The following is a 19,464-nucleotide window of genomic DNA, read 5'->3' on the forward strand; positions in this document are numbered from 1 at the left end:
GATGTCACTTTTTGCCCCCTCGCCATGGGTGTTTAAATATTGATCGAGTGTACCGATCGATACGAAGTAATTGATCTGCACAATCAATTATCAATTCCGCGCGTAACCGTGTAGAAATTGACCTGTAGCAGATAACAACACCAGGGAACGTCGGCCCGCCTTGTGCGGGCCTTTTTGCGTGCATAAAAAAACGGCCAGGCGGTTGCGTGGCCGTTTAGGGTCAGGACGGGTTACTTCGTCAGAAACGGATAGTCGGTATAACCTTCGGCGCCACCGCCGTAGAAGGTTTCCGGCTTAGGTTCGTTGAGCGGGGCGTGTTGACGGAAACGCTCGACCAAATCCGGATTGGCGATGTAGCTACGGCCAAAGGCCACCGCGTCGATGAAGCCTTTTTCGATCAACGCTTCGGCTTTTTCAGCGGTGTAGGCGCCGGCGCCGACGATCACCCCTTTAAAGTGGGCGCGCACCGAGTCACGGAAGGCGTCGGAATACGGTTTGCCGCCGGCCCAGTCCGGTTCGGAGATGTGCAGATAGGCGATGTTGCGTTTGTTCAGCTCTTCCACCAGGTACAGCGCCGCTTCTTCCTGATCTTCACCGTTGTCCAGGCCGTTGAACGGCCCCAGCGGCGAGATGCGGATGCCGATGTGCTCGGAGCCCCATTCTGCGATGGCGGCGTCGACCACTTCCAGCGTCAGGCGGGTGCGATTCTCGATGCTGCCGCCGTATTGATCGGTACGCTGGTTAGACGCCGGAGACATGAACTGGTGCAGCAGATAGCCGTGAGCCGCATGCAGCTCGATAAAGTCGAAGCCGGCTTCACGCGCGTTGGCGGTCGCCTGGCGGAAATCGTTGACGATGCCCGGGATCTCGCTGGTTTCCAGCGCGCGCGGCGTAGAGGTCGGTACGCGCACCCAGGCGCCGGTTTCGTCACGCACGGTGGTGCGGGTGTCTGCGTTGATCGCCGAAGGGGCGACCGGCGCTTGTCCGCCCGGCTGGAGGCTGGTGTGGGAGATGCGGCCTACGTGCCACAGCTGTACGGCGATGTGGCCGTTTTTGTCGTGTACCGCCTGCGTGATGTGTTTCCACGCGGCGATCTGTTCCGGGGTATGCAGGCCCGGCGCACCGGCGTAGCCTTTCGCCTGGAAGGATATCTGCGTCGCTTCGGTCACGATCAGACCGGCGCCGGCGCGCTGCGCATAATACTCCGCCATCAGCGGCGTGGGAATGTCGCCCGGTTCGATGCTGCGCAGACGCGTCAGCGGAGCCATAAACACGCGGTTGGGCAGGGTGACTGCGCCAACTTTCAGCGGAGAGAGCAATTTTTCAGTCTTCATAGTGCATCCTGTATTTAATAGACCGGTCGTCTAGTTATGGGCGATAAAAAAACACGAACTGCATTTTCACGAAAAAAGACGGTGGTGTTACGGCTGCGGCGGGCGCAGCAGCAACTCGATGCTTTCCAGCGCGCTGGTCAACGGGGCCAACGATCGCCGGATCTTGGCGCGCAGCGAGGCGCCGAGCCACAGGGCATACAGCGTCTCTGCAGTTGCCGCCGGGCTCATGGCTACCGACAGCGATCCCTCGGCGATGCCGCGCTCAATGGCCGCCTGCAGGTGGCCGATCACCCGGGCGGTCCCGGTTTCCAGCGCATGGCGCATCGGCTCCGACAGGTCGCTCACCTCGGCGGAGAGTTTCACCGCCAGACAGGCGTTATGACATTCGCTGCGGCAGTGGTAACTGATGGCCTGGGCGTAATACCCCAAGAGCTGGTGGCGGGCATCGGTGTGCTCGTCGGCAAACAGCTTTTGCATTTGCGCATCATAGTGCGCGAAATAGCGTTGCAGCATCGCTTCGCCGAAGGCTTCCTTCGAGCGGAAATAGTGGTAGAACGATCCTTTCGGCACGCCCGCCGTGGCCAGCAGTTCGCTCAGCCCCATGCCGGTAAAGCCCAGGCGCAGGCTGAGGGTTTCGCCGGTGGCGAGCAGATGTTCACGTGTATCCACGTTGCAATGCGTTGATTTGGTCATCATGGCGCCGAGCATAATAGACCGATTGGTCTAGGTCAATGGGAATAAAAAAACCGGCGCACAAAACGCCGGTTGGTCTCAGGCATTGTGCCTCAGCGGCACGCGTAAGTTAAGCGCTTACGCCGCGTTGCGGCAGCGTTGCAGAATATCCAACTGGGATTGATATTCACGCGTCTGCACATTCAGCATGCCCAGCAGGGTGTGGAACAGATTGTCCTGCGACACGTCGTCCTTTTCCGCCAGCGCGCTCAGGCACTGGCGATCGATGCCGAAATTGCGCTGATAGTCGGCCGACATCCACATCAGGAATGGCACGTGAGTTTGCTGGCTCGGCGCGAAGACATAAGGCGTGCCGTGCAGATACATGCCGTTTTCTCCCAGCGATTCGCCGTGATCGGACAGGTAGACCAGCGCGGTATTGAACCGGTCGTCATACTGCTGCAGCAGCTTGATGGTGGCATCGAGCATCGCGTCGGTATACAGGATCGAGTTGTCGTAGGTGTTCACCAGCTGTTCATGGCTGCAATCCTGGATCTGATTGCTGTTGCAGGTCGGCGAAAACGTCTGGAACTGCGGCGTGCTGCGGCGGTAATAAGCCGGGCCGTGGCTGCCCATCTGGTGCAACACGATCACGCCGTCGTCTTTCAGGCTATTGATGTAGTCGTTCAGTTCGTACAACAGCACATTGTCCATGCAAACTTCGCCGTCACAGTCCTGCGGCAGTTTCAGTTTGGTCATGTCGATGTGCGGCACCCGATCGCAGGCGCCTTTGCAGCCGCCGTCGTTATCACGCCACAGCACGTTGACGCCGGCATGCGCCAGCACGTCGAGCATGCCTTCCTGGTGCGTCGCCTGAGTTGCGTCGTACGCTTTGCGCGGCATATTGGAGAACATGCAGGGGACGGAGATCGCCGTTTCGGTGCCGCAAGAGCTGGCGTTCTTGAAATAGACCACGTTGTCCTGCTTGAGGCGCGGGTTGGTCTCGCGATCGTAGCCCCCGAGAGAGAAGTTTTCGGCGCGGGCGGTTTCGCCCACCACCAGGATCACCAGCGTTTTCTTGGCCTGTCCGGCGATCAGCGGCCCTTTGCGCGCGTCTTCACCGATCTTCACCAGCGGCAGATTGCGCGTGAAGTAGCGCTGCTCGGTAAACTTGATGGTGCCGGCGACGAAGTTGGAAGGCGTTAACATCTTCACCACGCTTTTATTGTTGCGGATCAGCGAAGCGTAGTCTTTGTAGAACAGCGCGGCGATGATCAGGATCACCACCAATGACAGCATGACGTTGGCGGCGCGCAGCCCAACCATGTACCACCAGGGGCGGGTCTGGCGAATATGGGTGAAGCAAACCGCCGCCGCCGGCAGGACGCCGAGCAGCGCCAGCCACAGCCCCATGCGCGGCGTCAGCAACGCCGTCGCTTCGTGGGTGTTGGTTTCAAAGGCGTTTTGCATCATGTTGCCGTCGATCACCACGCCATAGCTGTACATGAAATAGTTGGCTGCGGCGCTGCCGAGCAAGAAAAAGACGATCAGTGGTTTGCGCAGGTAGGGCACGGTCAACACGCTGAAGATAATATTCAGCGCACAGAAGATCACCACCGGCATGCTGGCGGCGAATATCACGCTGTGGACGCTATCGAAGGTGATATACGACCAGGCGCGATGCAGGAATAACGCGTTTTGGAACAGAGTGAAGAACAGGGCGGTGGCGAGGATAAAACCGAGGCTGTTGCACTGTAAGCGTTGACGTAACCACATTGCCAAATCTGGATCCTGAGAGTAGATAATGCCTTGAAATCTACCGGATGAAACTTAAGAAAACCTTAGAAATTCAGAATACTGGCGGCGGCGAACGCGGGAAAACGCCAGGCCGGTGGCCTGGCGGTGAGGGGAATTAGTAGGCGGCGGTGAATTGGGCGCGAATAAACTGAGGTTTTTCAATCTCATCGACGATAGCCACCGCCAGATCTTCCACCGAAATGCTGGCCGGCGCGTCGCCGTTCATCAGCAGCTGCGTGGTGCCGAGGCGGAACTGGCCGGTGCGTTTGCCCGGTTCCAGCAGGGCGGCCGGAGAGAGATAGGTCCAGTCGAGCGCTGATTCGTTGCGCAGTTTATTGCGCAGATCGCGCACCGCCTGCGCGCCGGGGCGGATATTTTCCGGGAATTGCGGCGTATCCACCAGTTCAACGCCCGGCGCCACTTCCAGGCTGCCTGCGCCGCCCACCACCAACAGGCGCTTGACGCCTGACTGCTCGACCGCGGTAAGGATCTGCTGGGCGCCGCGCGTAGTCTTCTCATACAGGTTGTCTTCGCCCCAGCCGGGATTGTAGGCGCTGATCACCGCATCCTGACCGTGCAATTGCCCCGCCAGCCAGGCGGTATCGGCGACGTCGCCCAGCGCGACGGTCAGATTGGCGTGGTCCGGCAAATCTTTTTTCTGACGGGCGATCGCCGTTACCTGAATGCCGCGAGCCAGCGCTTCATCCACCACACGGCGGCCAACAAAACCGGTTGCTCCAATAATGGCTACTTTCATCTGTATGCTCCTTCAGGGATGGGTCAGTATCGTAAGGCAGGCCGATGTGCCTGCTGCGTGGGATCTACTCTAGTCCTTAACAATAGCCGTGATTAGTGCCATATTCATGCTTTCTTGATTAAGTAAAACTTCATAATCGTGGATAAACTCAATCGAATGGCGGTGTTCGCCACCGTAGTGGCGGAGGGATCGTTGGCCGGTGCGGCGCGGCGGCTGGGCATGACGCCGTCGGCGGTCAGTCAGCATATGCGCTCGCTGGAGAAGGCGCTCGGGGTGCCGCTGTTGCACCGCTCCACCCGCCGTCTGGCGTTGACCGAGGCGGGGGCGGCGTTTTATCCCGGCTGCGAGGCGATGTTGCAACAGGCGCAGCAGGCGGAGCAGCGGCTGGCGGAACTGCGGGACACGCTGGTGGGCGAGCTGCGCATCGCCACTCCGGTTGGCATCGGCGGCCGCTCGTTGGCGGAGGCGCTGGCGCCGCTGTTGCAGGCGCATCCCAAGCTGACGCTGCGGGTGCTGGCAGACGATCGCATCGTCGACATGATAGAACAGCGGGTCGACATTGCGCTGCGCGCCAATCGTCAACTGGCGGACGCCAATATGATCGCTCACCCGCTGACGGCGTGGCCGATGGTGCTGTGCGCGGCGCCGCGTTACCTCAGCCAGCATGGGGTGCCGGAAAAGCCGCAGGATTTGGTGCAGCACCGCTGGATCTCCAGCGGCTACAGCGGGGCCCATCTGGATTTGCTGCATCAATCCGGCCAGCAGGTCAAGCTGCGGCTGGCGGAGGGGCAGATCGTCAGCGAGAGCATGAACGTGATGCGCGCCTTTACCCGCGCCGGTCTGGGCATTTCCGTTCAGCCGCTGTATGAAATTGGCGACGAGCTGCAGCGCGGCGAGCTGTTGCTGCTGTTGCCGGAGTGGCGGCCGGCGCCGCTGCGGCTGCACGCGCTGACGCTGGAACGCACTATGCCGGAGAAAAGCCGCCAGGCGCTGCGCTATTTGCGCGACTATTTTCGCCGCAATGGCGAAAAGGGACTTGCCAGCGGCGGCGATGACGTCTTCAATTAGCAGGAGAATGCAGGAGGGCCCGTGGCACAGCAGCTTGAGTTTTTCGACATCCCCAGCCCGTGTCGCGGCATTTGCCAGGCCGACGCTCGCGGTTTCTGCCGTGGCTGCCTGCGCAGCCGCGAGGAGCGGTTCGGCTGGATGAGCATGAGCGACGCGCAAAAGCGCGAAGTGCTGCGTCTGTGTCGCCAACGTTTCCTGCGCCTGCAGCGCGCCAACAAAGCCCCCGACGAGCCGCTGCCGGAACAGCCTTCGCTGTTTTGACCCTTTCCTGATCTGCCGCACGTTCATGCGCCTTTGCGCTTCCCTGCGCCTCACCGGCTTGTGTATGCTGGCTGACAACTAATGTCATGAGGTTTTCGCAATGGTAGAACGCATTCGTCTCGCGCCGCAGGGGCCTGAATTTTCCCGCATGATTTGCGGTTACTGGCGGTTGATGGAGTGGGGCATGTCGCCGCAGCAGCTGCTGACGTTTATCGAACAGCACGTCGAACTGGGCGTCACCACCGTCGATCACGCAGATATCTATGGTGGTTATGCCTGCGAGCAGGCATTCGGCGACGCGCTGCGCCTGAAGCCCGCGTTGCGGCAGTCGCTGGAGCTGGTGAGCAAGTGCGGCATCGCCACCACCGCCAAGCCCGGCAACCCGATCGGCCACTACATCACCGATCGCGATCATATCGTACAGAGCGCGGAACACTCGCTGCGCCATCTGCATACCGACTACCTCGACCTGTTGCTGATCCACCGCCCGGATCCGTTGATGGACGCTGACGACGTGGCCGAAGCCTTTGTCGCGCTGCACAAAAGCGGCAAGGTGCGCCATTTCGGCGTCTCTAACTTTACGCCCGCGCAGTTCCAACTGCTGCAGTCGCGTCTGCCGTTCTCTCTGGTCACCAATCAGGTGGAAATTTCGCCGATTCACCAACCGGCGATCCTGGACGGCACGCTCGACCAGTGCCAGCAGCTGCGCATCAAACCGATGGCCTGGTCCTGCCTGGGTGGCGGCCGCTTGTTCAACGACGCCGAGTTCCAGCCGCTGCGCGACGAGCTGCTGCGGGTGGCGCAAGAGATCGGCGCCGAGACCATTGAACAGGTGGTTTATGCCTGGGTGATGCGCCTGCCGTCTTCGCCGCTGCCGATTATCGGCTCCGGCAAGATCGAGCGGGTGCGTTCGGCATTGAAGGCGCAGAAACTGGCGCTGAACCGCCAGCAGTGGTTCCGCATTCGCAAGGCGGCGTTGGGGTATGACGTGCCCTGAGACGGGGTAGAAAGAGGAAAGCCGGGCGGCGAAAGCGCCCGGCTTTTTTTACGTTGGTCTTTAGGCCAACACCACCTGATCGGGGTTGAAATGATCGAGCGAGACGCCGATCAGCGTGACCTGGCTGTGGCCGAAGGCCAGCACCAGATCGTCGTTTTGCTGCGTGGCATAGTCGCGGATATTCCCGCTGGCGCCCTCGGTGCCGATAAATACCAGTTTGTCGGTGGCGTTGAAGCCATACAGCTGGTCGCGGCCGAAATCGCCGCTGAACAGGAAGGTATTGCCGTTGCCGACCCCCTTCAGGATGTCATCGCCGCTGCCGCCGACGAAGGTCAGGTTGCCGCCGGCATGGCCGATCAGCGTATCGTTGCCGGCGTTGCCGAACAGCCAGGCGTCGTGGCTGCGAGCCTGCAGGACGTCATCGCCGTCGCCGCCGGTGGTGGCGGCCGCATAGGCTTTGAGGCCCGAATCCGATTTCAATCCGGCGGCGGTCACCTGATGATCCACCTCTTTGCTGAAAATCAGCCAGGAGGTTTCTTTGCTGCGCAGGGTGCTGATGTCGTCCGCCAGCGTAATGCCGCCTTTGGCGTCGCGCAGGTAAAGCGTATTGCCGTCGTAGGCGACCTCGGTGTTTTTCAACGCCTGCTGGGTATCGAAGATATTGTGGCCTTTGCCGCCGGCGATCAGGTTATAGCCGCCGGCGTCGCGGAAGATATCGTCACCGTCGCGGCCCTCGAGATAGTCGTTGCCTTTGCCGCCCTTGATCAAATCATTGCCGTCGCTGCCGATGATAAACGTCGGCCCGCTGTGCGTTTCCGCGTTGCGGTTCAGATCTTCCACCCAGGTACTGCCGCGCGTGACGTTCGACAGGTTGGAGACGATGATGGTCGAGTCTTTGTCGGTCAGCGAATAAAACTCGGAGTTCAGCACCCGCATCAGACCATCCTGATAGAAGAACGGCAGGTGGGATAGCCAGGTCGGAATGTTGAGAATGGAGAACGGCAACAGATTCCAGGCGTCCGACGCGTAGTGGTCGTTGAAGTTGACGATATTGTTGGTGGCGGAGGTATGCGGCGCATCGTGAACGCCCAATGACGGCAGGGTCAGCGAGGTGCCGTCGAGCGCGCGAAACACCGGATCGTTCTCATAGCCGATGTTGATCACCTTGCCGCCGGCTTCGTACTGGGTCGGCGAGGCGAAGGCGACATAGTTGGACTGCGCGTAGAAGCCGCCCCAGTTGGCGTCGCTCTGCGCCGCCATGCTGTTGACCGCCAGCCCGCCGAGGCTGTGGCCGCTGATCACCACGTCTTCGCCGCTCAGCCCGTGGGCCTGCGCGAATTTCGCCACGTCCCCCAGCAAATTGCCGAAGGCCTTCAGCGTATAGCCGTCGGCATAGCCTTTCGGCCCGAACCCGGCCAACAGATCGTTAATCACATCGCCGATGGTATCGCCGATCAGCGACTCGCGCGGGCCGCTGGTACCGCGAAATGAGATGCCAATGGCGGTGAGATTGCCTTCGCTGTCATATTTGCCCAGCACCTCGGCCTGAGCAGTGGTGTAACCGGCGGTTTCGCCGTAGTAGGTGCCGCGCGCATCGGTTTTGCCGGCGTAACCCAACTGCGCGGCGTCGATCACTGACCAGCCGGCATTGTTCACTGCGTCCTGCGCGGCCTGTTCGGAGTCGGGGTTCCAGGGAAGACCGGGCAGGCCGCCCTGCGACTGGGTGCTGCCGATGAGCGCCGTGATCAGCGTCAGCGGCAGACCGAGGCCGAAACCGGTCTGGTGATAGCCTTCATCGAAGCCGTTATCGATATTGTGGTAAGCGTAGGTAGAGATGGCCAAGGCGTCGGAAAACAGCGCCTTTGACGCGTTTTCGTCCAGATCCTTATAGCTAAAGATGCCCATATCAGTTCCTTATGAAGTATGCCGCCTGGCCGGGAAGTGAACTCTCGCGCGTCGGCGGTGGAAACAGGGAAACAACGTTAGCCGAACGACAGCTGGTCAGAGGACCAACATCGGTAGAATTATTATTGGTGCTAAATATTAGGCCCGCGAATCAAATTGGCGAGATTGTGCGTTGGTTAACAGTGCTGGCGCTGGCTCTCCTATACTGATAACTCGATAGAGTCATTAAGGAGACTGATTGATGAAACGTTATTGGTATGCGGCGCTTGGCCTGATGGCCTGCGGGGCCGCTCAGGCGGCGACGGTCGACGTTGAGATGAACTTGGTGACCGGGCAGGGCATCGGTCAGGATATCGGCAAAGTGGCCATCAGCGAAACGCCTTACGGCTTACTGTTCACGCCGAGCCTGAAAGCCTTGCCGGCCGGGGTGCACGGTTTCCATGTGCATGAGAAAGGCAGCTGCGAGCCGGGCATGAAGGACGGTAAGGCGGTGGCGGCGCTGGCGGCCGGCGGGCATTTTGATCCGCAAAAAACCGGGAAACACCTCGGGCCGTATGCCGACGGGCATCTGGGCGATTTGCCGGCCATCTATGTGACCGCCGACGGCATGGCGAACGACCCGGTGTTGGCGCCGCGGCTGAAAAAAATCAGTGAAATTGAGGGCAAGGCGCTGATGGTGCACGCCGGCGGCGATAATCACTCGGATCATCCGCTGCCGCTCGGCGGCGGCGGTGAGCGCTTCGCCTGCGGCGTGATCAAGTGATCATCCGCCGCTGACGGCCGCAGTGGCGGCGGGCTGGCCAATGGCCTGTTGCAATTGTTGCAGCGAGCAGTAGAGCCGCCAAATAAGGCCGGCCAGATCGCGCGCCGCCTGTTCCGGGTGGTGCGCCAGGGCGTTGCTCATGCGCAGCAGTTCTTGCAGCGTGGCGTCCAGCGAACTGTGCTGCACGCCTTTCTCCGTCATGATGCCGCGCAGGCAGTGGATACAGACGTTGCGCACCGCCGACAGCGGATCTGAGCGGGTTTGCCAGTCGCGCAGCTGCCAGACGATATGGCTGCAGTTGAGCAGCACCACGCCCCAGCGCAGCAACCAGGTGCGCGCCTCCTGATCCTGACTTTGATTGAGCTGGCTGATGCGATGGTAGATCAGCGATTCAAACTGGCTTTCGCTCTGCTGCGGCTTTTTGCTCAACTGATCGATAAAGTCGCGGCGCAGCGCGCGGATAATACGGCGGCTCTTTCGCTTGTCCGAGCTGGGGCGCAGGATCTGAAACGCCAGCCCGGCCAGCAGCACACCGACAATTTTACCGATGTTGTCATTGATAAAGGACTGGTAGTCATAGCTCGGCGGATTGCTGACGGTCAGAAATGAGCCCATAAAGACGATCAGCTGCCCCCAAAGCGCGGCATAAGGCGGATTCTGCAGTTTGAGCATCTGCATGGTCACCAGGATCGGGAACAGGAAGGCGCAGAACACCCAGAAATCATCAATCTGGATCATCAAACCGAATTTCACCACGAAGCAGGCGACCGAGAGCAGCAGCACCGCCTTGAGCAAGGTGCTTACGCTGTTGATCGGCGAAGGCGTGGAGGAGTAGAGCACGCAGCTGATGGCGGTGAGCGTCAGTGCCGCGCTGCCGGCGTCCCACTGCGTGTTGATCCAGTAGGCGCAGCCGATCACGATGCATAAAAAGGTACGCAGGCCGTTATAGGCGGCTTCGTAGCTGTCGGTATGGCGCGCCAGCGAGGTGACGCGCGGCGGCTGGAGATCGCTGACCGCCGTGGCGCTTTCCAATCGCTGCAGCCAGCGGTTGCAGCGCAGATAAAGCCAGCAGAAATCACGCAAACGCAGCCAGAAGGCGCGATGGCGGTAGTCCGCTGCATCTTGCGGGGCGATCTGCTGGAGCAGGCGCGCCAAGCGATATTTATCGGTGGCGGGATCGCGCAATTCATCCAGCAGTTGCCTCAGCACCGGCATCAGATTGGCGGGACGATCCGGCCAGTTCAGCAGCATGCGGCGCAGGCTGGAAATGACGCTGGTAATGCGCAGCTGCTGGTGCAGCAGATAGTTGAGCAGGTTATTTTGCCGCCGCAGGCGGTAGTGGCTCCAAAACGCCTGAATGCGCAGCAGGTTCATGGTCAGGATCTGGCCGATAACCCCTTCGTGCGAGGTGCGCATCTGTGCGGTGACCTCCGGCTGCCACAGCATGGCGGCGTGCTCCAGCAGCCGCTGCTGCATGCGCCGCAGCGAAGTCAGCAAGGCTTCGCCGTCGGAGGTGCTGGGCAGGATCATCATCATCAGCCCGCCGCACAGAATGCCGGTGATCACTTCGCAAACCCGCGCCTGCGCGATATCGAAGATCTGCTGGGTATCGGTGACGTTGACCGTACCGAAGGCGATGATGGCGGCGGTATAGCCTGCCAGCGCGAACGCGTAGGAAACGTTGTTTTGATAATGGTTGGAGATATAGGTGCATAGCCCGATCCAGGCGGCGATGAACAGCGTGAACAGCCAGGGATCGTTCAGGCAGTGGCCGGCGATCGCCACCGAGGCGGCGGCGCCCACCAGGCTGCCGAAGATGCGGCCGATGCTTTTGCTGATCACGCCGCCGATGGTGGGGAAGCTGACCACCGCGGCGGAGGTGAGCGCCCAATAAGGTTCGTCGAGCTCGAGCACGAACGCCACCCACAGCGCCAGACACATCGCCAGCGAGTTGCGCAGCGCATAGCGCCATTGGCCGCCGGTCGCTTTACCCCAGGGGGTACGGCTCCACTCCAGAAAGGGCAGGTTCACACTTTAGTTCCGCTGATGAATCGAAATGGTGCAGGTGGTGCCGGCAACCAGCGTCAAATCGGCGGGCACGTTGAGCAATTTTATCCGCACCGGCACGCGCTGAGCCAAACGCACCCAGGGAACATTGGGCTTAACATCCATTAATAGATCGTTGTTGCTGTCAACGCTCTGATCGTAAATGGCGCGGCCGATACTCTCTACTTCCCCCTGCAACGGGGTGTTGCCGTTATATAAGACAATATCGGCTTTATTGCCTTCTTTTATATGTTTCAGCTTGGTTTCTTCGAAATAACCGAGTACATAAAACGAATGGACATCCACCAGCGCGACCAAAGGCGTGCCGGCGTTGGCGTAGTTCCCGACCCGCGCCTGCAGATTGGTGATATAACCGTCGGTCGGCGCGTAAATTTTAGTTTTGCTCAAATTCCATTTGGCCTGTTCCAGGTTGGCCAGGGCGGCTTTATAGGCGGCCTTCATTGCCTGAGCGGCTAAATTGGACTCATCCAAATCTTCAGCGGAAATAACGTTGCGCGGCAACCCGCGGCGTCGGGCGGCTTCGTGGTCCGCCTTGGCCAGATCCGATTGCGCTTTTGCCACCGCGGCCTCGGCATTGTCCAGCGCGATCTGATAAGGCACCGCGTCGAGGGTAAAAATCAGACTTCCCGCAGGTACGAATTGATTGTCATTCGCACTTATTTTCTCTAATCTTCCAGAAACCTCAGGGGTGATATTGACGAGTTCTGCGCGCACTTTTCCGTCACGGGTCCATGGGGATTGCATATAATAATTCCAGAGCCACCAACCGGCGCAGACGGCAATGGCGCAGACGATCACCGTAGAAAAGTATTTTAATGTTTTATGCTGCATGGGTTACCAACTCGCTAAAATCCATAAGGAACCGCTGACGGTCAGGACGAAAATGGACAGGTCCATCAACATGGGGTGCCAGATTTCACCGGAATACATCCAGTCCCTGAGCAGCTGATGAATCAGCAACCATAAGACCAGTCCTAGCAAAAAAGCTTTAAATATGGGTGGAAAATAAAGCGATGCCCCCAGGACCAAATCGGGTAAGGGCGATGAGGCGTGTAACCATGATGTATTCACATTAACAATCCCTACGGGTGAATATGTTGAATATTTGCATAACGATTAAACAATAGCGGCTAAAAATAGTGGTTATTTCCACAATATACATTATATACATTTGTGTTTTTAATGTGAGTTACCCAAAATAGTCTAAGCTCTGGGAGGTAATGTTAGCATGCTAATTATAAGGAGGGGTAAGTGGAGTCAACATTAGGTTCAGATTTAGCACGATTGGTTCGTGTTTGGCGAGCGCTCATCGATCATCGGCTCAAGCCGTTGGAGCTGACCCAAACGCATTGGGTTACGTTGCACAATATCAATCGCTTGCCGCCGGAGCAGTCGCAAATCCAGCTGGCCAAGGCGATCGGTATCGAGCAACCGTCACTGGTTCGCACGCTGGACCAACTGGAGGAGAAGGGGCTTATCACGCGTCACACCTGTGCCAACGATCGCCGCGCGAAGCGCATCAAGCTGACCGAAGCGGCCGATCCGATCATCAGGGAAGTCGACAGTGTGATCACATCTACGCGCAGTGAGATTTTAAGCGGCATTACCGCCGACGAAGTGCATCTGTTGGTAGGGCTGATTGGCAAGTTAGAACAAAATATCACCGAACTGCAGAACAAATAATAATATTCTTATTTTCTACGATTACAGTTTCACAGCATCAGAAATAAAACCGGAGGCGATTGCCTCCGGTTTGCCGTGTGCCGCCTGCTGACTTACAGCGGAGAGACGGTGATGGTGTCGCCCATGCGCGCCATGCGCACGCGCTGACCCGGGCTGAACTTGGTGTCGCCTGCTTTCTGCACCACGACGATGTTCTCTTTCTGGTCGGTTTTGATTTCCAGCTCGTAGCCTGAGGTACGACCGGCCACTTCACCGATGCTGTTGCCCGCCGCGCCGCCGGCGATAGCGCCCGCCGCGGTAGCCAGCGTACGGCCGGTGCCGCCGCCAACGGTGTTGCCCAACAGCCCACCAATTACCGCGCCGCCGATCATCCCCAAGGCGTTGGAGCCTTCGCCGCCCTGAATTTTAACCGGACGCACGGAAACCAGCGTCCCGTAAGTGACGTTCTGCACCTGCTTGGCCTGCGAGGACGAGTAGACATCGCCGGACATGGATTCATTGGCACACCCAGCCAACGTAACGGCGGCGACGGCAACGACGAGAAGACGCTTGATCATATAAAACTCCTGATGGTAGTAGTCCATAACCTGGCAATGCTCACCAGGCAAGATTCAGTGAAAATGATAGACAAAGTATGGCTGAAAGTTGATACAGCGCCATGCCTCATCGCTGCACGCAGCTTAACTTTTCTCTGTTCAACCAATAATAAACCGCGGTTTACCTTTATGACAGCCTCACCGACATTCCGTTGCCGGTTAACGCACGGTTTAACACATAAAATGTGCCACAGCGACGCACCTGGCTCACGGCGCGTAAAAAAAGCATCATAATTCATGGCGTTAATTCGTCAATTCTGGTTTATTTGTCAGGATAAAATTTGCTTACCGTGCGGGTTAGAGGATGTTGCTATGAAGTCAGGCCGCTATATAGGCGTCATGTCCGGCACCAGTCTGGACGGAATCGATGTGGTATTGGCCGCGATTGACGATCGCATGGTGGCGCAGCAGGCCAGCTATAGCCATCCGATGCCGATCGCGCTGAAAAAAGAGATCCTGGGGATGTGCCAGGGGCAGCAAACCACGCTGGCCGCGGTCGGCCGGTTGGACGCACAGCTGGGCACGCTGTTTGGCGAGGCGGTGCTCGGCCTGCTGAAGCAAACCGGTATCGACGCGGATCATATCACCGCCATCGGCTGCCACGGCCAGACGGTATGGCACGAACCGGAAGGCGACGCGCGTTTCTCCATGCAGCTCGGCGACAACAACCGCATCGCCGCACTGACCAATATCACCACCGTCGGCGATTTCCGCCGGCGCGACATGGCTTACGGCGGGCAGGGCGCGCCGCTGGTGCCGGCGTTTCATCAGGCGCTGCTGGGGCATCCCGTCGAGCGGCGTATGGTGCTGAACATCGGCGGCATCGCCAACCTCTCTCTGCTGTTGCCCGGTGCGCCGGTGCGCGGTTTTGACACCGGGCCAGGCAACATGCTGATGGACGCCTGGATCTGGCGCCACCGCGCGCAACCTTACGATCAGAACGGCGGCTGGGCTATGCAGGGGCGCGTCTGTTTGCCGCTGTTGCAGCAGATGCTGGCGGACCCTTACTTCGCGCTGCCTGCGCCGAAAAGCACCGGCCGCGAGTATTTCAACATCGCCTGGCTGGAGCGTCAGCTGGCCGGATTACCGGCGATTGCGCCGGTCGACGTGCAGGCCACGCTGACGGAGCTGACCGCCGTCAGCATCAGCGAACAGGTGTTGCTGGCCGGCGGGTGCGAGCGTTTGCTGGTGTGCGGCGGCGGGGCGCGCAACACGCTGCTGATGGCGCGTCTGTCTGCGCTGCTGCCGGGGACGGAAGTTGGGCTGACCGACGATTTCGGCGTCAGCGGCGACGATATGGAGGCCTTGGCCTTTGCCTGGCTGGCGTTTCGCACGCTGTCCGGCCAGGCCGGCAACCTGCCTTCGGTGACCGGCGCCAGCCGTGAAACGGTGCTGGGTGGGATTTATCCGGTTTTGCCATTCGGGGGGCGCTAGCTCTGTTAGGATAGCCTGTGAAGGATTTTTCTAAGGAGCAACAGCATGAAAAAAGTCATTTTCGTCGCCGGCGCGCTGGCGCTGTCCGGCTGCAGCTACATCCTGCCGCAGAGCAGCCAGACGATGCACTACCAGTGCGGCACCACGCCGTTGACGGTGGCGCTCGACGGCAAGGCGAGCGAAGTCAGCCTGCTGATGGATGGCGAACAGCTGCATCTCAAGCAGGTGCTGGCGTTGACCGGCGCTAAATACAGCGACGGCAAATACACTTTTTGGTCGAAAGACCGCAATGCCTATCTTGAGCGCAACGGCAAGGTAGTCATGAGCGACTGCGTGTTGACGGAGTGACGGTCAGCGGTGGCGTCGGAGCGATTGAGTTCCTGGCGCCGCAGGCGCAGAATGTAACGACGGATTTTTCAGTTGGTCGATAACCCAGATGATTGAAAAGAATGAGTTTGATGTTGCGGACCTGCGCCGTGAATATACCCGAGGCGGCCTGTGCCGCAACGATCTGACCGCCAATCCGCTCGAGCTGTTCGAGCGTTGGCTGAAACAGGCCTGCGACGCGCGCCTGGCCGATCCGACCGCCATGTGCGTCGCCACCGTCGACGAACGCGGCCAGCCGTATCAGCGCATCGTGCTGCTCAAGCATTTCGATGAGCAGGGGTTGGTGTTCTACACCAACCTCGGCAGCCGCAAGGCGCAGCAGCTGGCGCAAAACCCGCATATCAGCCTGCTGTTCCCCTGGCACATGCTCGATCGTCAGGTGATTTTCCTCGGTCAGGCGGAGCGCCTGTCGACCCTCGAAGTGCTGAAGTATTTCCATAGCCGGCCGAAGGACAGCCAAATCGGCGCCTGGGTGTCGCAGCAGTCGTCACGCATTTCCGCGCGCGGCGTGCTGGAAAGCAAATTCCTCGAGCTGAAGCAGAAGTTCCAGCAGGGCGAGGTGCCGTTGCCGAGTTTCTGGGGCGGATTCCGCGTGAAATTTGACTCCGTCGAGTTCTGGCAGGGCGGCGCCCACCGCCTGCATGACCGTTTCCTGTATCAGCGGGACGGGAATGACTGGAAAATTGACCGACTGGCACCTTGAAGACGTAAAATCCCCCTCTAAGCGCTGGTGCTGACGCCGCCGGCGCTTTATTCTATGCGCTACCCTGAATTTTTATTTCGCCACTGGGCGAAAGGCCGTGTACCGGCAAAGGTGCATTCGTTTATACATGGAGTCATTGATGGCAAGCAGCAACTTGATTAAACAACTGCAAGAGCGGGGCCTCGTTGCCCAGGTTACGGATGAGGAAGCGTTAGCGGAGCGACTGGCGCAAGGGCCAATTGCACTGTATTGCGGTTTCGATCCGACCGCTGACAGCTTGCATTTGGGCCATCTGGTTCCTCTGTTGTGCCTGAAGCGCTTCCAGCTGGCCGGCCACAAACCGGTAGCGCTGGTGGGCGGCGCCACTGGCCTCATCGGCGATCCGAGCTTCAAAGCGGCGGAGCGCAAGCTGAACACCACCGATACGGTGAACGAGTGGGTGGAGAAGATCCGTAAACAGGTTTCCCCGTTCCTCGATTTCGACTGCGGCAGCAACAGCGCTATCGCGGCCAACAACTACGACTGGTTCGGCGGCATGAACGTGCTGACCTTCCTGCGTGATATCGGCAAGCACTTCTCCGTCAACCAGATGATCAACAAGGAAGCGGTCAAGCAGCGCCTGAATCGCGACGACTCCGGCATCTCCTTCACCGAGTTCTCCTACAACCTGCTGCAGGGCTTCGATTTCTCCGAGCTGTACAACCGCCACCAGGTGGAACTGCAGATCGGCGGTTCCGATCAGTGGGGCAACATCACCTCGGGTATCGATCTGACGCGTCGTCAGCATCAGAAGCAGGTGTTCGGCCTGACCGTGCCATTGATCACCAAGGCAGACGGCACCAAGTTCGGTAAAACCGAAGGCGGCGCGGTCTGGCTGGCGCCGGAAAAAACCAGCCCGTACAAGTTCTACCAGTTCTGGATCAACACCGCCGACGCCGACGTTTACCGCTTCCTGAAGTTCTTCACCTTCATGAGCCTGGAAGAGATCAACGCGCTGGAAGAAGAAGACAAGAACAGCGGCAAGGCGCCGCGCGCCCAGTACGTGCTGGCGGAAGAAGTGACCGGCATGGTGCACGGTGCGGAAGGCCTGGCGGCTGCCAAGCGCATCACCCAGAGCCTGTTCTCCGGCGCGCTGCATGACATGACCGAAGCGGACTTCGCCCAGCTGGCGCAGGACGGCATGCCGACCATCAAACTTGAGCGCGACGCCGATCTGCAGCAGGCGCTGGTGAATGCTGAACTGGTGCCGTCACGTGGCCAGGCGCGCACCATGATCGGTTCCAACGCGGTGACCATCAACGGCGAGAAACAGTCGGATGCCGAATACCGCTTCAGCGATGCGGACCGTCTGTTTGGCCGTTACACGCTGCTGCGCCGCGGCAAGAAACACTACTGCCTGGTGGACTGGCAGTAAGCGTATAATGATGGTAAGGGGCCCAGGCGGCCCCTTTCTTTTTGGGCAGCCGCCAGGCTGGCTGCCGCATTCCCAACGAGTTCTGTCGATGAAAAACATTCTTTCTATCCAGTCGCACGTGGTGTTTGGTCACGCCGGCAACAGTGCGGCGGAGTTTCCGATGCGTCGCATGGGCGTCAACGTCTGGCCGCTGAACACGGTGCAGTTCTCCAACCATACGCAATACGGTCAGTGGACCGGCTGCGTCATGCCGGCCAGCCACCTGAGCGAGATCGCGCAGGGCATCGCCAATATCGATCAACTGAAACGCTGTGATGCGGTGCTGAGCGGTTATATCGGTTCGCCGGAGCAGGGTGACCATATTCTGGCGATCGTGCGTCAGGTTAAGCAGGCGAATCCGAACGCCTGGTATTTCTGCGATCCGGTGATGGGACATCCTGAAAAGGGCTGCATCGTGGCGCCGGGGGTGGCCGAGTTTCACTGCCGTCAGGCGTTGCCGTGCAGCGACATGGTGGCGCCGAACCTGCTGGAGCTGGAAATGCTGAGCCAGATGGCCGTCGCCAACGTGGACGACGCGGTGCAGGCCGCTCGATCGCTGATCGCCAAGGGGCCGCGATTGGTGCTGGTCAAGCACCTGGCCCGTGCCGGCTATCACACCGACTGTTTCGAAATGCTGCTGGTGACGGCGGACGAAGCCTGGCACATCAGCCGGCCGCTGGTGGACTTCGGGGCGCGTCAGCCGGTCGGCGTCGGCGATTTGACCAGTGGTCTGCTGCTGGTGGATCTGCTGAAGGGCGAGGCGCTGGATAAAGCGCTGGAGCACGTGACCGCCGCCGTGTATGAGGTGATGCTGACCACGCAGGCGATGGGCGAGTATGAATTGCAGGTGGTGGCGGCACAGGATCGGATCGTGCAGCCGCGCAGCGAGTTCAGTGCGGTAAAACTGTAAGCGGCATCGGGCCCCGGCGAGAGCCGCCGGGGCTGAACCTTACTTCAATCCTTCGGCGTTCAGCGCCGCATCTACCGCCGGGCGCGCCGCAACGCGATCGAACCAGGCCGCCAGATGGGCGTGCTTGCGCACATCGAACTGCAGGGCGAATGCCCAGCGCAGCACGGTGAACAGGTAGGCGTCGGCCACGCTGAAACGGCTTCCCAACAGGAAGTGCTGCTTCGCCAGTACCGAATCCAGATAGCTGAACTGCTGCTCCAGCCTGGCGCGCGCGATGGCTTTATATTCCTCGGGCGTCTTCGGGTTGAACAGCGGGCTGAACCCTTTGTGCAGCTCGGTGGCGATGTAGTTCAGCCATTCGATCGCGTGGTAGCGCGACAGGGTGCCCGCCGCCGGGATCAGGTTACGGTCCGGCACGCGGTCCGCCAGGTATTGCACGATCGCCACGCCTTCGGTCAGCAGGCTGCCGTCATCCAGCAGCAGCGCCGGTACCTGTCCCTTGGGGTTGATGGCGAGGTAATCGGCGCCGCTCTCGGTTTTCTTCTGCGCCAGATCGACCTTCTCCGCCGTAAAATCCAGCCCTGCCTCACGCAGCACGATATGCGGGGACAGCGAACAGGCGCCGGCTTTATAGAACAGTTTCATCGGAAGCTCCTTGTTGATGACGAATGACGGGC

General features: G+C 59.6%; 20 protein-coding genes. 10 read left to right on the top strand and 10 right to left on the bottom strand.

Going from position 1 to position 19,464, the window contains the following annotated elements:
- Window positions 1-230: 230 nt before the first annotated feature.
- From HWW83_RS24525 to HWW83_RS24540, 4 genes are all read right to left on the bottom strand, one after another.
- Window positions 231-1,334, bottom strand: a complete 1,104-nt coding sequence (locus HWW83_RS24525) for an alkene reductase (RefSeq protein WP_033642920.1) — start codon at window positions 1,332-1,334, stop codon at window positions 231-233.
- Window positions 1,335-1,421: 87 nt separating this feature from the next.
- On the bottom strand, window positions 1,422-2,042 hold the full coding sequence (locus HWW83_RS24530) for a TetR/AcrR family transcriptional regulator (RefSeq protein WP_033642921.1): 621 nt from the start codon (window positions 2,040-2,042) through the stop codon (window positions 1,422-1,424).
- Between the two features lie 102 nt (window positions 2,043-2,144).
- Window positions 2,145-3,782: a phosphoethanolamine transferase EptA gene (gene eptA / locus HWW83_RS24535; protein WP_096242198.1), complete on the bottom strand. Its 1,638-nt coding sequence runs from the start codon at window positions 3,780-3,782 to the stop codon at window positions 2,145-2,147.
- A 136-nt stretch (window positions 3,783-3,918) separates the two neighbouring features.
- On the bottom strand, window positions 3,919-4,560 hold the full coding sequence (locus tag HWW83_RS24540; protein ID WP_033642923.1) for an NAD(P)-dependent oxidoreductase: 642 nt from the start codon (window positions 4,558-4,560) through the stop codon (window positions 3,919-3,921).
- Between the two features lie 138 nt (window positions 4,561-4,698).
- Between HWW83_RS24540 and HWW83_RS24545 the strand changes: the two genes are divergently transcribed.
- The 3 genes from HWW83_RS24545 to HWW83_RS24555 all read left to right on the top strand — a co-directional run bounded on the left by HWW83_RS24545 (window position 4,699) and on the right by HWW83_RS24555 (window position 6,886).
- Window positions 4,699-5,628, top strand: coding sequence for a LysR substrate-binding domain-containing protein (locus tag HWW83_RS24545; RefSeq protein WP_187174031.1), 930 nt, complete (start codon window positions 4,699-4,701; stop codon window positions 5,626-5,628).
- Between the two features lie 21 nt (window positions 5,629-5,649).
- Window positions 5,650-5,889 carry a DUF1289 domain-containing protein gene (locus tag HWW83_RS24550; protein ID WP_060660774.1) on the top strand — a complete coding sequence of 80 codons (240 nt, stop codon included), beginning with the start codon at window positions 5,650-5,652 and terminating at the stop codon, window positions 5,887-5,889.
- A gap of 100 nt (window positions 5,890-5,989) precedes the next feature.
- Complete coding sequence (locus HWW83_RS24555) at window positions 5,990-6,886, top strand: aldo/keto reductase (RefSeq protein ID WP_047575987.1); 897 nt, start codon at window positions 5,990-5,992, stop codon at window positions 6,884-6,886.
- A gap of 60 nt (window positions 6,887-6,946) precedes the next feature.
- Here HWW83_RS24555 and HWW83_RS24560 read toward each other — a convergent pair whose 3' ends face one another.
- Entirely contained in the window at window positions 6,947-8,791 is a 1,845-nt protein-coding gene (locus HWW83_RS24560; protein WP_033652595.1) for a polyurethane esterase, read from the bottom strand.
- Window positions 8,792-9,032: 241 nt separating this feature from the next.
- Here HWW83_RS24560 and sodC point away from each other — a divergent pair, with 241 nt between their 5' ends.
- Window positions 9,033-9,554 (top strand): superoxide dismutase family protein, encoded by a 522-nt coding sequence (gene sodC, locus HWW83_RS24565; protein WP_033642927.1) that lies wholly within the window; start codon window positions 9,033-9,035, stop codon window positions 9,552-9,554.
- On the opposite strand, the gene HWW83_RS24570 is transcribed toward sodC, so the two are convergent.
- The 3 genes from HWW83_RS24570 to HWW83_RS24580 are packed head-to-tail and all read right to left on the bottom strand — an operon-like array spanning window position 9,555 to window position 12,692.
- Window positions 9,555-11,585 (bottom strand): FUSC family protein, encoded by a 2,031-nt coding sequence (locus HWW83_RS24570; protein WP_176589683.1) that lies wholly within the window; start codon window positions 11,583-11,585, stop codon window positions 9,555-9,557.
- A 3-nt stretch (window positions 11,586-11,588) separates the two neighbouring features.
- A complete protein-coding gene (locus HWW83_RS24575; RefSeq protein WP_176589684.1) occupies window positions 11,589-12,452 on the bottom strand; it encodes an efflux RND transporter periplasmic adaptor subunit in 864 nt (287 codons plus the stop codon).
- Window positions 12,453-12,455: 3 nt separating this feature from the next.
- Window positions 12,456-12,692 (bottom strand): DUF1656 domain-containing protein, encoded by a 237-nt coding sequence (locus HWW83_RS24580; protein WP_025159708.1) that lies wholly within the window; start codon window positions 12,690-12,692, stop codon window positions 12,456-12,458.
- Between the two features lie 180 nt (window positions 12,693-12,872).
- Between HWW83_RS24580 and slyA the strand changes: the two genes are divergently transcribed.
- Window positions 12,873-13,304 (top strand): transcriptional regulator SlyA, encoded by a 432-nt coding sequence (gene slyA / locus HWW83_RS24585; RefSeq protein ID WP_004931301.1) that lies wholly within the window; start codon window positions 12,873-12,875, stop codon window positions 13,302-13,304.
- Window positions 13,305-13,396: 92 nt separating this feature from the next.
- Here slyA and HWW83_RS24590 read toward each other — a convergent pair whose 3' ends face one another.
- Window positions 13,397-13,861, bottom strand: coding sequence for an outer membrane lipoprotein (locus HWW83_RS24590; protein ID WP_025159710.1), 465 nt, complete (start codon window positions 13,859-13,861; stop codon window positions 13,397-13,399).
- A gap of 351 nt (window positions 13,862-14,212) precedes the next feature.
- Here HWW83_RS24590 and anmK point away from each other — a divergent pair, with 351 nt between their 5' ends.
- From anmK to pdxY, 5 genes are all read left to right on the top strand, one after another.
- Window positions 14,213-15,334 (top strand): anhydro-N-acetylmuramic acid kinase, encoded by a 1,122-nt coding sequence (anmK, locus tag HWW83_RS24595; RefSeq protein WP_160204253.1) that lies wholly within the window; start codon window positions 14,213-14,215, stop codon window positions 15,332-15,334.
- A 45-nt stretch (window positions 15,335-15,379) separates the two neighbouring features.
- On the top strand, window positions 15,380-15,682 hold the full coding sequence (locus tag HWW83_RS24600) for an MliC family protein (protein WP_004931294.1): 303 nt from the start codon (window positions 15,380-15,382) through the stop codon (window positions 15,680-15,682).
- A gap of 88 nt (window positions 15,683-15,770) precedes the next feature.
- Window positions 15,771-16,424: a pyridoxamine 5'-phosphate oxidase gene (pdxH, locus tag HWW83_RS24605; protein ID WP_176589685.1), complete on the top strand. Its 654-nt coding sequence runs from the start codon at window positions 15,771-15,773 to the stop codon at window positions 16,422-16,424.
- A 139-nt stretch (window positions 16,425-16,563) separates the two neighbouring features.
- Window positions 16,564-17,838 carry a tyrosine--tRNA ligase gene (tyrS, locus tag HWW83_RS24610; RefSeq protein ID WP_033642931.1) on the top strand — a complete coding sequence of 425 codons (1,275 nt, stop codon included), beginning with the start codon at window positions 16,564-16,566 and terminating at the stop codon, window positions 17,836-17,838.
- A gap of 88 nt (window positions 17,839-17,926) precedes the next feature.
- Window positions 17,927-18,787 (top strand): pyridoxal kinase PdxY, encoded by an 861-nt coding sequence (gene pdxY / locus HWW83_RS24615; protein ID WP_033652591.1) that lies wholly within the window; start codon window positions 17,927-17,929, stop codon window positions 18,785-18,787.
- A 39-nt stretch (window positions 18,788-18,826) separates the two neighbouring features.
- Here the strand turns inward: pdxY and gstA are convergent, their stop codons facing one another.
- Window positions 18,827-19,432 carry a glutathione transferase GstA gene (gstA, locus tag HWW83_RS24620; RefSeq protein ID WP_033642933.1) on the bottom strand — a complete coding sequence of 202 codons (606 nt, stop codon included), beginning with the start codon at window positions 19,430-19,432 and terminating at the stop codon, window positions 18,827-18,829.
- Window positions 19,433-19,464 lie beyond the last annotated feature (32 nt).

The organism is Serratia ureilytica (assembly GCF_013375155.1).
Taxonomy (GTDB): domain Bacteria; phylum Pseudomonadota; class Gammaproteobacteria; order Enterobacterales; family Enterobacteriaceae; genus Serratia; species Serratia ureilytica.

Bases quoted from the DNA above. Each gene is read 5' to 3' on its own strand.
- HWW83_RS24525 (WP_033642920.1), bottom strand. From the start codon at position 1,334: ATGAAGACTGAAAAATTGCTCTCTCCGCTGAAAGTTGGCGCAGTCACC.
- HWW83_RS24530 (WP_033642921.1), bottom strand. From the start codon at position 2,042: ATGCTCGGCGCCATGATGACCAAATCAACGCATTGCAACGTGGATACA.
- eptA (WP_096242198.1), bottom strand. From the start codon at position 3,782: ATGTGGTTACGTCAACGCTTACAGTGCAACAGCCTCGGTTTTATCCTC.
- HWW83_RS24540 (WP_033642923.1), bottom strand. From the start codon at position 4,560: ATGAAAGTAGCCATTATTGGAGCAACCGGTTTTGTTGGCCGCCGTGTG.
- HWW83_RS24555 (WP_047575987.1), top strand. From the start codon at position 5,990: ATGGTAGAACGCATTCGTCTCGCGCCGCAGGGGCCTGAATTTTCCCGC.
- HWW83_RS24560 (WP_033652595.1), bottom strand. From the start codon at position 8,791: ATGGGCATCTTTAGCTATAAGGATCTGGACGAAAACGCGTCAAAGGCG.
- sodC (WP_033642927.1), top strand. From the start codon at position 9,033: ATGAAACGTTATTGGTATGCGGCGCTTGGCCTGATGGCCTGCGGGGCC.
- HWW83_RS24575 (WP_176589684.1), bottom strand. From the start codon at position 12,452: ATGCAGCATAAAACATTAAAATACTTTTCTACGGTGATCGTCTGCGCC.
- HWW83_RS24590 (WP_025159710.1), bottom strand. From the start codon at position 13,861: ATGATCAAGCGTCTTCTCGTCGTTGCCGTCGCCGCCGTTACGTTGGCT.
- anmK (WP_160204253.1), top strand. From the start codon at position 14,213: ATGAAGTCAGGCCGCTATATAGGCGTCATGTCCGGCACCAGTCTGGAC.
- HWW83_RS24600 (WP_004931294.1), top strand. From the start codon at position 15,380: ATGAAAAAAGTCATTTTCGTCGCCGGCGCGCTGGCGCTGTCCGGCTGC.
- pdxH (WP_176589685.1), top strand. From the start codon at position 15,771: ATGATTGAAAAGAATGAGTTTGATGTTGCGGACCTGCGCCGTGAATAT.
- tyrS (WP_033642931.1), top strand. From the start codon at position 16,564: ATGGCAAGCAGCAACTTGATTAAACAACTGCAAGAGCGGGGCCTCGTT.
- pdxY (WP_033652591.1), top strand. From the start codon at position 17,927: ATGAAAAACATTCTTTCTATCCAGTCGCACGTGGTGTTTGGTCACGCC.
- gstA (WP_033642933.1), bottom strand. From the start codon at position 19,432: ATGAAACTGTTCTATAAAGCCGGCGCCTGTTCGCTGTCCCCGCATATC.